The 12,603-nt window shown below is 72.0% G+C and carries 12 protein-coding genes; 2 read left to right on the top strand and 10 right to left on the bottom strand.

Annotated features, from left to right (window positions below; all coding sequences use genetic code 11):
- Positions 1-72: 72 nt before the first annotated feature.
- A complete protein-coding gene (locus ACTWQA_RS18980; RefSeq protein WP_443160514.1) occupies positions 73-696 on the top strand; it encodes an SDR family NAD(P)-dependent oxidoreductase in 624 nt (207 codons plus the stop codon).
- 44 nt (positions 697-740) lie between these two features.
- On the opposite strand, the gene ACTWQA_RS18975 is transcribed toward ACTWQA_RS18980, so the two are convergent.
- The 8 genes from ACTWQA_RS18975 to ACTWQA_RS18940 form a co-directional block, all read right to left on the bottom strand.
- Positions 741-1,814, bottom strand: a complete 1,074-nt coding sequence (locus tag ACTWQA_RS18975; RefSeq protein WP_443160513.1) for a hypothetical protein — start codon at positions 1,812-1,814, stop codon at positions 741-743.
- Positions 1,815-1,850: 36 nt separating this feature from the next.
- On the bottom strand, positions 1,851-2,354 hold the full coding sequence (locus ACTWQA_RS18970; RefSeq protein WP_443160512.1) for an SRPBCC family protein: 504 nt from the start codon (positions 2,352-2,354) through the stop codon (positions 1,851-1,853).
- Positions 2,351-2,713 carry a metalloregulator ArsR/SmtB family transcription factor gene (locus tag ACTWQA_RS18965; RefSeq protein ID WP_443160511.1) on the bottom strand — a complete coding sequence of 121 codons (363 nt, stop codon included), beginning with the start codon at positions 2,711-2,713 and terminating at the stop codon, positions 2,351-2,353. Before ACTWQA_RS18965 ends, ACTWQA_RS18970 begins: the two co-directional genes overlap by 4 nt.
- 74 nt (positions 2,714-2,787) lie before the next feature.
- Positions 2,788-3,483 (bottom strand): alpha/beta fold hydrolase, encoded by a 696-nt coding sequence (locus ACTWQA_RS18960; RefSeq protein ID WP_443160510.1) that lies wholly within the window; start codon positions 3,481-3,483, stop codon positions 2,788-2,790.
- 30 nt (positions 3,484-3,513) lie between these two features.
- On the bottom strand, positions 3,514-5,292 hold the full coding sequence (locus ACTWQA_RS18955) for an NAD+ synthase (protein WP_443160509.1): 1,779 nt from the start codon (positions 5,290-5,292) through the stop codon (positions 3,514-3,516).
- Positions 5,293-5,324: 32 nt separating this feature from the next.
- Positions 5,325-6,779 carry a BTAD domain-containing putative transcriptional regulator gene (locus ACTWQA_RS18950; RefSeq protein ID WP_443160508.1) on the bottom strand — a complete coding sequence of 485 codons (1,455 nt, stop codon included), beginning with the start codon at positions 6,777-6,779 and terminating at the stop codon, positions 5,325-5,327.
- 49 nt (positions 6,780-6,828) lie between these two features.
- Complete coding sequence (locus tag ACTWQA_RS18945) at positions 6,829-8,700, bottom strand: sensor histidine kinase (protein WP_443160507.1); 1,872 nt, start codon at positions 8,698-8,700, stop codon at positions 6,829-6,831.
- A gap of 72 nt (positions 8,701-8,772) precedes the next feature.
- Positions 8,773-9,966 carry an MDR family MFS transporter gene (locus ACTWQA_RS18940; RefSeq protein ID WP_443160506.1) on the bottom strand — a complete coding sequence of 398 codons (1,194 nt, stop codon included), beginning with the start codon at positions 9,964-9,966 and terminating at the stop codon, positions 8,773-8,775.
- A 59-nt stretch (positions 9,967-10,025) separates the two neighbouring features.
- Between ACTWQA_RS18940 and ACTWQA_RS18935 the strand changes: the two genes are divergently transcribed.
- Positions 10,026-10,988, top strand: a complete 963-nt coding sequence (locus ACTWQA_RS18935) for a DUF5937 family protein (protein ID WP_443160505.1) — start codon at positions 10,026-10,028, stop codon at positions 10,986-10,988.
- A 27-nt stretch (positions 10,989-11,015) separates the two neighbouring features.
- Here ACTWQA_RS18935 and ACTWQA_RS18930 read toward each other — a convergent pair whose 3' ends face one another.
- Together ACTWQA_RS18930 and ACTWQA_RS18925 are read right to left on the bottom strand one after the other, a co-directional pair.
- The gene (locus ACTWQA_RS18930; protein ID WP_443160504.1) at positions 11,016-11,990 is read right to left on the bottom strand and encodes a terpene synthase family protein; all 975 of its coding nucleotides are present in this window, start codon (positions 11,988-11,990) and stop codon (positions 11,016-11,018) included.
- Between the two features lie 8 nt (positions 11,991-11,998).
- Positions 11,999-12,544: an EF-hand domain-containing protein gene (locus ACTWQA_RS18925; RefSeq protein WP_443160503.1), complete on the bottom strand. Its 546-nt coding sequence runs from the start codon at positions 12,542-12,544 to the stop codon at positions 11,999-12,001.
- Positions 12,545-12,603: the final 59 nt, after the last annotated feature.

Here is a 12,603-nt window from a genome sequence, read left to right as displayed (position 1 = left end):
TCGATGTGACGCCTTAGCGTCCCCTTGTCTGCCACTGCCAACAAAGCGAAGGAGCCGATGATGCCGGGTGCGGTGATTATCGGAGCGGGTCCAGGGATCGGCCGGTCGGTCGCCCGCCGGTTCGCACGTGAGGGCCTGCCGGTGGCCCTCGTCTCGCGAACGGGCGACACCCTGGGGCTCGATAAGGTGCGGGCGTATCGGGCCGACAGCGCCGACGAGACGGCCCTGCGGGCCGCCCTGGACGCGTCGGCCGCCGATCTGGGCACTCCGGACGTCGTGGTCTACAACGCCGCGATCATCCGGCCCGACTCGCCCGGCGAGGCGACCGTACGCGCCCATCTGGACGCCTGGGCGGTCAACGTGGTCGGCGCGCTCATCGCGGCCGCCCACGTCGCGCCTGCGATGGCGCGGCGCGACGGCGGCACGTTCATCATCACCGGCGGCATGCCCGAGCCCAAGCGCCAGTACACGAGCCTGTCCCTGGGCAAGAGCGGCGTGCGCACGCTGGTGGCGCTGCTCGACCAGGAGTACGGCCCTTCGGGTGTGCACGTGGCCACCGTCACCGTGGCAGGTCCCGTCGCGCCGGGCACGGCTTTCGATCCCGACGACATCGCCGAGCACTACTGGCGCCTGCACATTCAGCCCCGCGCCCGCTGGGACCACGAGATCCTCCACAACGGCCGCCACGACCGGTGACCTGGGGCGGCCGGGTCAGGGTGCTCGGGGTCAGGGTGGCCAGGTCACGGTGCAGGTGTCAGGGTGAAGGCGGTGGTCGCGGCCACCCTGCCGTTGACGATCACGTCGAGCTCCCTGGGCCCGGGCGGCTCATCGCGCGTAGTCACCGGCCGGAAGGAATGGCTCTTCCGTAACGTGAACGTCGCCCCGGCCCCGTCCGCCTCACGCTGACCCAGGTGGAACACGCGACGCGAGCCCGGCCGCCGGATCGCGTATTTGAGCAGCAGCGGCCCCGCCCCGTCAGCCGTGACCGTGACCGAGAAGCCCAGCTTCTCGCCGACGGCCACCGCCTCCGACTCCAGGGCGAGCACGTCCACCGCGCCGCTGCCCGGAGTGGCGCCCACGAGCGCGAGCGCCTCAGGATGCCCGGCTCGCAGCAGCCCGCGCACCGCGTGCCGCAGCACCTTCTCCACGTGCGAGCCGCCGTCGGCACGCCAGCGCGCCAGCAGCGCCAGCGCCTCCTCCGGATGGCCCTTGGCCAGGTCGTTGACGTGGTTGGCGACCGAGCGGCGGACGTATTCGCTCGGGTCGTCGCGCAGCCGGTCGAGCAGGGGCAGCGTCGGCCCCGGCGCCATCAGCCAGCTCACCCGCGTGGCCCACGGCAGCCGCGGTCGCGACCCCTCCGACGCCAGCCGGCGCAGATGCTCGTCCGGTGACTCCGCCCAGGCATACATGATCTTGAGCGCGTCGTCGCGGTAAAGCTCCAGGAAGGGCCGGACCGCGAACTCGCCCGACGAGTATGGCGTGAGCGTCGCCAGCGTCTCCATCGCCGCGTCCAGGTGATCGAGCCCCTGGACGGCCGTGTGATCGGTGGCGGGCCAGCCGCTCCACATGTCCAGCACCGCCCGCGAGGCGCAGCCGCGCACGATCTCGGCGGCCCGCGGATAGGGCAGCGGCAGCGCGTTGGCCAGTGCCGCGGCGACGTGCCTGACCCGGTCCTTCAACTCCAGCCCGTCGAGCCCGTCCAGGGCCCGCCCCACGAACCGGTCCCGGGGGAAGGGCGACCAGGCGGCGGCCAGCCCGTCGGCCAGCACCGACACGGACTGGGCGTTGATCATGTCTTTCAGCGGTTGAGCCACGGCCTCACTGTGCCAGCCGCCACCGACAGATTCCCGCTACGCGTCCGTGTCCCGCAGCTGGTCGAAGTAGGGCTTCATCGACGGGTAGTAGTCGTCGAAGTCCGGCTTGGGGGAGCCGTCGCGGGAGGCCACGAGCAGGTCGAGGTAGTACTCCCAGCCGGGGCCGATCTCGCCGATCCCCTCCTCGTCGGCCAGGTGCTGGACGAACCGCAGCTCCGTCGTGCCGTCGGCCTCGGACAGCAGCAGCTCCAGATGCCAGGACCCGGCCTCGTCCACGGCGGACACCTCCAGCCGCCGCGGTGGCTCGCACGCGTCGATGCGCATCTCGTACCAGGGCTGCTGCTCCTCGTACAACATCTGGACCTTGATCGTCCGGCCGGGCCCGGCCTGGCCCTCCCACGGGCCGAACCAGCGCGCGGTGCGCTCCGGCTCGGTGATGCTGGCCCACACGTCCTCGGCGGGTGCGCGGAAGGTGCGGGTGAGGACGAGATCGCTGCCGGACTCCGTGCGGAACAGTCGGCCGGTGGGGAATCGGTTCATGCCGTGCCTGCCTTTCTGCTGTCAGCGGCGCCGCCCGTGCGGCGTTCGCGGCGCGTTCGGTAGACCTCTGTCTCCAACGCGTCGAAGTGGTGCTCCCAGCCCGAGGGCCGGACGAACTGTGCCAGCCACGCGATGAGCTCGGTGAACCGATCAGGATCGAGCGTGTAGAAGCGCTGCCTGCCGACGAGCTCCGCGCGGACCAGCCCGCTCTCCCTGAGCACGCGCAGGTGGCGGCTCACGGCGGGGCGGCTGATCGGGAACCGGTCGGCGACCTCGCCGGCCGCCAGGCGCCCCTCTCTGAGCAGCACCAGGATCTGCCGCCGCACCGGATCCGCGATCGCCCCTGCCACTTCGTCCACGCGAAAAGCGTAACCCATTGGTTACGCGTTCGCCAGCACCTCTCCCGCATCGTGGCGGAAGAGGAAGAAGGCCCTTACCGGCGCACGGCCGCGTCGAGCAGGATGCGGGCCAGCTCACGGGACTGGGAGAACATCGGCCAGTGGCCGGTGTCCATCTCCACCAGCCGCCACCGCTCGCCGGTCAGCAGCCTGGCCACGTCGTCGGCCGGCTTCTCGCCGTCGAGCAGGCATTTGATGTAGGTGGCGGGGAGCTCGCCGAGCGGCCGCGCCAGCACCGCGGGCTCGGTCAGCGAGGCCCCGGGATGCGGCGTCGAGCCCTCCACGATCCGCGCGATCTGCTCGTCGCTGAGCCCCTGGCCCGCATAGTCGGCTGCGGTCTGAGGCGGCCAGAAGCCGCCGTGGGCGTCGATCTCGCTCGCCGCCCAGCCGTCCGGCGCCCCGGACGCGAACGCCTCGCCGTGCGTGGGCACGTTGGAGTCCACGAAGACCACGTGGGCCAGCCGGTCGCCGATCCGGTCGGCCGCCTGGCCGACCGGGATGCCGGAGTAACTGTGCCCGACCAGGACGACGTCCCGCAGATCGCGGCGCTCGACCTCGTCGACGATGTCCTGGACGTGGGTCTGCTGCCCGGCGGGCACACCCTGCTTGTCGGCGAGCCCGGACAGCGTCAACGGGTGCGCGCCGTGCCCGGCCGCCCGCAGCTCCGGCACCACCTCGTCCCACGCCCACGCCCCGAGCCACGCGCCTGCCACCAGTACGAATTCAGCCATGGCGGGCAACGTAGCGGAGCGGTCCGACAATTACCCCGTGGTGGTCTCCCGCCAGCGGTTGGTGATCGGGAGGCGGCGGTCCCGGCCGAAGTTCTTCGGGGTGATCTTCGGGCCCGGCGGATACTGGCGGCGCTTGTACTCCGCCAGGTCCACCAGCCTGATCATGCGCGTCACCAGCTCAGGATCATGGCCGGCCGCGATGAGCTCCTGCGAGCCCATGTCCTTCTCCACGTAGTCGTCCAGCAGCCGGTCCAGCACCTCGTAGGGCGGCAGCGAGTCCGTGTCGCGCTGGTCCGGGCGCAGCTCCGCGCTCGGCTCCTTGGTGATCGAGTTCTCCGGGATCGGGCACTCGGCCGTCATCAGGAACTGCGGGTCCGAGTGCGCGTTGCGCCACCGGGACAGCGCCCACACCATCGTCTTCGGCACGTCCTTGATCGGGGCGAAGCCGCCGGCCGAGTCGCCGTAGAGGGTGGAGTAGCCGGTCGCGAGCTCGCTCTTGTTCCCCGTGGTCAGCACCAGGTGGCCGTGCTGGTTGGACAGGCCCATGAGGATCATGCCGCGCACCCTGGCCTGGAGGTTCTCGGCGGCCAGGCCGGACAGCTCGATCTCCTTCTCGAAGGCGTCGACGACGTCGGCGATGGGGACCATCTGCGCGTTGACCCCCTGCCTGCGCACCAGCTCCTCGGCGTCGGTCACCGAGTGCTCGGAGGAGTAGCGCGACGGCATGAGCACGACGTGCACCCGGGACGGGCCGATCGCGTCGGAGGCGATGGTCGCGGTCAGCGCCGAGTCGATCCCGCCCGACAGCGCCAGGATGATCGACTGGAACCCGTTCTTACGCACGTAGTCCCTGACCGCGAGCACCAGCGCCGAATAGACCTCCGCGTGCAGATCGAGCCGCTCGGCAATGCCGGCCGGCTCAGCGGAATAGGGCGCCACGGGCTGCTCCGACAGCACCAGCCGCTCGACGGTGATCGTGGAGTCGTCGCCCGCGTCGTGCGGGTACGTGCCCGGCTCCGCGTCCGAGACCGGCAGGTCGTCCAGGTCCACGACCAGCAGCTCCTCTCGGAACTGGCCCGCCCGCGCCACCAGCTCGCCCGAGCCGTCCACCACGATCGAGTCGCCGTCGAAGACCAGCTCGTCCTGCCCGCCGACCTGATTCACGTAAACGAGCGCGCACCCGGCCTCACGGGCGCGCCGCCGGCACAGCTCCAGCCGTACGTCGTCCTTCTCCTTCTCGTACGGCGAGGCGTTCGGCACCACCAGCAGCCCGGCCCCCGCCTGCCCCACGACCGACACGGGACCGCCCTCCTGCCAGAGGTCCTCGCAGACGGCGATCGCCACGTCGACCCCGTGCAGCCGGAAGATCGGCAGCCGGTCGCCGCGCACGAAATAGCGGTATTCGTCGAACACGCCGTAGTTCGGCAGGTGGTGCTTGGCCGTACGCGTGACCACCTCGCCCTTGTAGAGCAGCGCGGCGGCGTCCAGCGGGGCGCCTTTCGGCTGCCCCACCCGGGGCGCCAGGCCGGCCCGGTCGACGTAGCCGGCCACCACGGGGAGGTCGCCCAGGCCCTCCAGCTCCAGCCTGCGCGCCACCTCCTCCAGAGTCCGGATGCTGGCGTCCACGAAGGACGTGCGCAGCACCAGGTCCTCCACGGGGTATCCGGTGAGGAACATCTCGGTGAAGACGACCAGGTGCGCCCCGCGCTCGGCGGCGTCGCGGGTCCACGTCACCAGCCGGTCGGCGTTGGCGGCCAGGTCGCCGACGGTCGGGTTGGTCTGTGCCAGGGCAATGCGCAGTTGTGCCACGCGCCCAGCCTAATATGGCGCGATTTTTATCGTCAAAGCGACGAAAAGTGAGCCTTCTCACCTGGCGTGACCAGCCCGGACTCGTACGCGGCCATGACCAGCTGCGCCCGGTCGAACAGCCCGAGGTGTTCGAGCAGCGACTTCACCATCAGCGAGGCCTCTTCCTCCGGCAGTGAGAGGGTCTGGCCGATCTGGCGGTTGGTCAGGCCTCTGGCGACAAGTTTCAGCACGTCGAGCAGGGCGTCGGAGAGCCCGGCCAGCGCCGGCGGCGAGGCCGGGTCGGCCCGCCCGGCGAAGGCGGAGATCAGTCGCGTCGTGACCGCCGGGTCGATGAGCGCGTCCCCGCCGGCGGCGGCCCTGATCGCGGCCACGAACTGCTCCGGAGCCGCCGTCTTCAGCAGGAATCCGCTCACTCCCGCCCGCAGGGCCGCGTAAAGATTTTCGTCGCTGCCGAACGTGGTCATCATGACCACCTTCGGCGGCCGCTCCTCCGCCAGGATCCTGCGTGCGGCGGCGAGACCGTCCAGATGCGGCATCTGGATGTCGAGCAGCACCACGTCGGGCCGGGTCTCGCGGACGGCCGCGATCGCCTCCTCGCCGTTGCTGGCCTCGCCGACCAGCGTCACCCCTGGTTCGGCGGCCATCATGGCCCGGAGCCCCGCCCGTACGAGGGCCTGGTCGTCGGCCACCAGCACCCGCAGCACGTCCGCGGGAACCGCCGCCGGCGTCGGCGCGGGAGCCGGCTCCTCCAGGCGCTGGGCGAGCATGTCGCCCTCCAGGCGCTGGAGCGCGGCCGACAGGTCCAGGCCCAGCTCGTCCCGCCACACCGCGCGCGCCCTGCGCAGCGCCGCCAGCGCGTCGCCCTGGCGGCCCAGCCGGTAGAGCGCCACGGCCAGCAGCCGCCAGGCCTCCTCACGCAGCGGGTAAGCCGTCGCGTGCGCCTCCAGGTCCGCCACCAGCGACGTCGCCCGGCCCAGCGCGAGACCGGCGTCGGCCCGCCGTTCGACGGCGATCAGCCGCAGCTCCTCCAGCCGCCCGGCCTCCGTCGCCGCCCAGCTCAGCTCGCTGAACTCGGCCAGCGCGGGCCCCCGCCACAACCCCAGCGCGGTGTCCATGGCCGCCCACACCTGCGCCGGCGTGCCGTCCGACTTCACCAGGCTCTCGAAGTGCCAGGCGTCCACCTGCTCGGTCCCGGCCCGCAGGGCGTAGCCGGGCGGCGCGGACACCAGCACGCCGGCCTCCTCGCGCGGCGCGCGGTCGGGCTCGAGCGCGCGGCGCAGGCGGGAGACGTAGCCCTGGATCGTGGACAGGGCCTGCGCCGGCGGGCCGCCCGGCCAGAGCTCGTCGATGAGGGTGTTCACGGGAACGGCGCGGCCGCCGGCCACGAGCAGGCGCGCGAGCACCGCGCGCTGCCGCTGGCCGCCGAGGTCGAGAGGGGCGCCGCCGGCCCAGGCCTGGAACGGTCCGAGAGCAGTGAAGATGAGCATGTCACGCGTAACTTTAGAGGGAGAACGGGCTTCGGTATATGGCGAAAGGTCACAGTGGGAGCTCGGCCTGGACCACGGTGCCTCCTCCTTCGGCCTCGCGCACCACGCAGGTGCCCCCGAGCTCGGCGGCCCGCTCCCGCATGGAGCCCAGGCCCACGCCCGGCCGGGCGTCCGGCGGCACCCCCACGCCGTCGTCGGTCACGCTCACCCGCAGCCGGTCGTCGCGGCGCAGGCTGATCGTGATCCTGGCGGCGTGGGCGTGCTTGCGGGCGTTCGTCAGCGCCTCCTGGACGATGCGGTAGGCGGCCACCTCGACCGCCGCCGGCAGGCTCGCCAGGTCGCCCGAGGTCTCGATCGGCGTCTCCGCCAGCTCCTCGACCGCGCCCGCCAGCCCCAGCTCGTCGAGCGCGGGCGGGCGCAGCCCGTACACGAGCTGCTTGATGTCGCCGCTCACGGCATCCATGCCGGCCCGCAGGTCGGCGAGCAGCCGGTCGGCTTCCTGCGGGGAGGAACGCACGCTCAGGCGGGCGGCGTTGATCGACATGGCCATGCCGGTGAGCGACTGCCCGAGCCCGTCGTGGAGGTCGCGGCGCAGCCGCCGCCGCTCCTCCTCGCGGGCGGTCAGGATACGCTCGCGGGAGCGCTGCAGCGCCGCCGTGAGGCGTACGGCGTGCGCGGCGTCGGCGATGTACGGCGTCAGCGTCGCGATCACCCGCTCGTCGTGGGCGGCCGGGAACCTGCGCCGGTCGGTCGGCCCGATCAGCAGCAGCCCCACGGGCTCCCCGTGCCACACCAGCGCGATGGTCTTGACGGGGCGCGGGGCGTTGCCCGCGTCGCCCACCGCCCCCGACGTGGTCGTCGTGCCGTCCACCTCCACCGCGACGCCCGTCACCGACAGCCCTTCGCGCAGCACGTCCAGCGTGGCCAGCAGCCCGTGCACCGGGTCGGCGTGCTGGAGCCGGTGCCGCAGTCGCCTGGCCAGCGCGCCCGGCACTCCGGTGCTGCCGTAGAGCAGCCGGTCCACGCCGCGCTGCAGCCCGCGCCGCATCGGCTGGAAGAAGGCCCCGGCGAACACCGCCGCCGCGATGCCCGCGATCGGGTCCACCTCCGACAGGAACATGCTGCCCGCCGCGCTCACCGCCACGTAGACGCCCATGGTGACGATCGCCAGGCCGGTGCCCACCAACGCCCGGCTGATCAGCGTGTCGATGCCGAACAGCCGATACCGCAGCACCGCCACCGCGATGGCGGCCGGGATCAGCGGGATCGCCAGCGTTGCCAGCCACCACACCGCGCCGCCCACGATGAACGGGATCAGCAGCCCCGGCAGCGTCACCAGCAGCCACAGCAGTTGCCTCCGCTCGACCGCGTCACCGCGCTTGAACCGGACGACGAGCGAGGCGAACGCCGCCGCCATGGCGGCCGCCACCATCCAGTGCGCGAACTCCCTGAGCGAGCGCTGGCCGGCCACCACCGCGACCCAGTCGAGCGCCATGCCCGTGACGGCCAGGACGACCACCCAGCGCCACCGCCTGGACAGGAGTTCTCCGGCCGGATAGAGCAGCGGGAGCAGCACGCCCAGGGTGAGCTGGAGAACGTTCCACGTAAGGTTGACGATCATCCAGCCGTGGGCCGGGCTGCCGTACAGGAGCGTGAAGAGGTTGGCCGACAGGATGTTGGCCGCCGCGCTCAGCCCGCCGACGCACAGCAGCCACCCGATGACCAGGCGCGGCCTGCTGTGGACGAGGATCGCTCCGAAGATCGGGAAGGCGGTGCCGGCCATGTCCTCGGGTGCGAACGGCAGCGGCGTATGAGGAGACTGCGGCAACTGCGCCGTCACCCAGATGTCGGTGAGCTCCAGTACGACCGCGAGCGCGGCGATCCCGATCGCCGTACCCCTAGCCAGACCCGCGCGGCGCATGCCACCCGCCCTTCCCACCCCATGGATGGGAGAAAATTATCGGGCAAGTGCCAATACCCGATCAAAATTCTCTCAACGCCGCCGGATCGCGGGCCCGAGCGTCAGCATCCCCGCCGCGGACACCAGCCCGACCCCGCCCATCGTCCACCACAGCGCCTCCATCCCGAGGTCCAGCAGCGTCCCGCCGAGCAGCGGCGCCAGCACCATGGCCACCGACCACGCGAACCCGAACAATCCCGCGTACCGCCCACGCAACTCCGCAGGCGCCAGCGCGGCCACGATCGAGCCCGCGATGCCTGCCGTGACGATCTCGCCCGCCGTCCACACCGCGATCGTCGAGGCCAGCCCCAGAGGGCTGGTGACGAACGCGGTCATCGCGAAACCAGCCCCCATCACGGCCACGCCCAGCGCGAACGTCCGTGAGGCGTCCCTGCGTCCCAGCCAGCCGGACACCAGCGGCTGGACCACCACGATCAGCACCCCGTTCAGCGCCATGGCCAGCCCGAACTGCGCCGGCGTCAGCCCCACCACTTTGGTCATCGCCACCGGCAGCATGCTCATCGTCTGCGCGTACAGCACCGCGTGACCCAACGTCACCAGCGTGAACGCCACCATCACCCGGTCGCGCAGCACCACCCCGAATCCGCCGCCCGACTCCCGCGCCGCCGGTCGCGTCTCCGGGACCGCCCGCCACACCAGCACGGCGAAGACCACGCTCGACACTGCGTCGATCCAGAACAGCCAGATGAACCCGAGCCCCGCCAGCCAGCCGCCGGCGGTCATGCCGACCGAGTAGCCGAGGTTGATCCCCCAGAACAGCAGCCCGTACGCCCGGGGCCGCTCCGCGGGCGAGACCAGGTCGGCGACCAGCGCGTTGGACGCGGGCCGGTAGGCGTCGATCACCAGGCCGAGCACGAACATCGAGGCCAGGATCGCCGGCAACGAGGTGCTGTAGCCGAGCGCCAGCATGGAGGCGGCGGTGGCCAGCATGCCGCCCGACAGCGTGGCCCGCCGCCCGACACGGTCGGTGAGCACACCGGCGAGCAGCTGGGACAGCAGCGAGCCCGCGCCGAACACGGCCATCACCAGGCCCGCGGCGGTCACCGACAGGCCGCGGGCCTGGGTCAGGTAGACGCCGGTGAACGGCACGACCATGGTGCCCAGGCGGTTCACCAGCGTGCCGCCCCACAGGGCCCAGAACGGGCGGGGCAGGCCGGCGACCTGGGAACGGAGGAAGGACGGCTTCTCGACAGTGGGACTAGACACGCGACAAAGGTTGATATTTCCGGTTTCCCGGCGCGAACGGTTTAGCCCACACTAAAAGGATGTCCATCACCTGGGTCATGACGCCGGAGGACGTGGCGCGCATCCGGTTCGCGTTCTCCCCGATGTGGGAGCTCGTGGCCAGTTTGCGCACCCTCCAGCAGCCCGCCAGGCACTCGATCCACCTGCCGTGGCTCAAGGTCGTCCGTCACCGGCTGGCCGGTCTCGACCTGGCCGAGCTGTTCGCGCTCGTGCCGCCGGCCGGCTACATCGCCGACTTCGTCACCCCGCCGCCCGACACGCCGATGCCGGACTTCGCCGCCGAGCTCGACCGGGTCAGGAACGCGCCGCCCGAGCGGGCCGGGCAGGAGGCGGCGAGAGTGCAGGGAACCGACCGGGCCGTGCTGGAGCGGTTCATGGCCGACCCCGAGGCCGGCGTGGCCAGAGTGGCGAACACGCTTCAGGTGTACTGGGAGTCGTGCTTCTCCGAGTACTGGCCGCGCGTGTACGCCCTGCTCGAACGCGACGTCCTGCGCCGCTCGCGGCAGCTGGCCCAGGGCGGCGCCAGCGCGCTGTTCGCCGGGCTCGACCCCACCGTGGTCTGGACGGGGGAGCGGCTGCTCATCGAACGACACCACTGCGAGGTCAGCGGCCTGCACGGCGACGGGCTCGTGCTGCTGCCCAGCGCCTTCTGGGGCCCGGCGGTGGCGATCATGTCGGCGCCGTACCAGTCGATGCTCGTCTACCCCGTGCACGGCGTCGGCACCCTGTGGGCGCAGGGCCCGCCGCCCGCGCCCGGCGCGCTGGCGGCGCTGATCGGCCGCAGCCGGGCGCAGATCCTGCTCGCGCTGGCCGAGCCCAGCACCACCTCCGCGCTCGCCGCCCGCATGTCGCTCACGCCGGGCGCGGTCAGCCAGCACCTCGGCGTGCTCAGCGGCGGCGGGCTCACGGTCGGGATGCGGGTCGGCAAGCAGGTCGTCTACCGCCGCACCCCGACCGGCGACACGCTCGCCGGTCAGGCGTGAGCGGCCGCCGCGCGAGCCGCTCGCCGGTCAGGCGTAGCGCGTGGACTCCAGCAGCCAGTCCAAGTGCGCGCGGGGCGCCGCCAGGTAGGCGCAGGCCACCTTGCTGACGTCCCTCGCCGCCTTGGGCGCCAGATCGTCCAGCGGCAGCCGCCTGGCCGCCGCCTGCATGTCCTCGCAGCGCCGGACGATCCTGTCCAGCACCCAGCCCGTCGCCTCCCGCTCGCTCAGCCCGAGCTGGCGCATCGCCAGCACGACGAAGTTGTGCACGTCGCCGTGCTCCTTCGGCCGCGAGGCCACGTCGTTGCACCAGGCGGTGACGTCGCTGCAGGCGTTCACCAGTTGCTGCCAGGGCTCGGACTCATGCACCCAGGCCGGCACCTCCACCCGCAGGCACGGCTCGACCAGGTCGTACAGGTACGGCCCCACCGTGCCCCTGCGCAGCGCCGGGTACTCCTCCAGCGTCGGCATCCGGCCCGCCGCCCGGTTGTCGGCCTCGGTACGGCAGGCGTCGTGCTGGCGCTGCAGGCCGACCGCGAACCTGGCCCGCCACCGGTCGCTCATCCGCACGCTCGTCACCCGCCACAGGTCCGCGAACGCCGCCTCCAGCGGGTGGCGCACCGCCCCCTTGAGCATGCCGGTGAAGACCTCCAGCCGGCACTCGCCCTCGTCCAGCTCGTCGTCCAGGTGGAACAGCCACGTCAGCCACTGCGCGAACAACGCCGCCGCAGCCGCGTCGAACTCGGCGAACGCCCGGCCTGCCATCCGGTGGAAGCCGACGCCGGGATCGGCCCGCAGGCCCGTCCGCCTGGCCCAGTCGATGACCGCGGCCTCGATCGCGTACACGGCCGGGTGCATCCGGCACGGCTGGGCCATCCCCGGCACGCGTTCGATGAGCGGCAGCAGCGCGAGGGCCGCGGCGCCGCCCCGGCGCGGCAGCGGCATCATCGAGGTCAGCACGGAACGCAGCGCGGTGCGCACCGTGGCGAACACGGTGGTCGTCATGGTGATGCTCACAGGGGACCGAAAAGCCAGTTGCCGGCGGCATTCGGGTCGTCGCTGCGGTAGTACTCGGAGGCCGCCGCGACCAGCCCGTCCACGGTCAGCGTGCCCCTGCCCGCGCGGTCGAGCCGGTCGAACGCCTCCTCCACGTCGTCGTAGGCGACGCCGAACGCGCACAACATGGTGCGGAACTCGGCGAGGTCGATCTCGCCGTCCCGATCGCCGTCGCACAGCTCCGCCACCGCCACCGTCGCCGGCCTGAACACCGGCTCGTACTGATCGCCGATGACGAACGCGGCCGTCATGGCGGTGCGGAAGTCCGGGCGCGCGATGCCGGAGTCGCCGTCGCACTCGAGCGCCTTCGCCAGAGCGGACCAGATGCCGTCGAAGCTGTCGACGAGGCTCGCCCCGGTGACCGACGTGGGGGACTCCCCGAAGCCCACCAGGATGCGGGCGCCCAGCCCCAGCAAGTCCTCACGCTCGACGACGCCGTAACCGCTCGCGTCGATGTGGTCGAACGCCCGATCGAGCTTGTGATTGAGCAGGTCGATAGCCACCAATGCCTCCCCCGAGACTGACTGCGTGATCACAGTAAGGGGGGGCGGGGGCTTTGTCA

It is taken from the genome of Nonomuraea sp. 10N515B (assembly GCF_052245915.1).
Classification (GTDB): domain Bacteria; phylum Actinomycetota; class Actinomycetes; order Streptosporangiales; family Streptosporangiaceae; genus Nonomuraea.
This window is presented reverse-complemented; position numbering and strand designations above follow the sequence as displayed.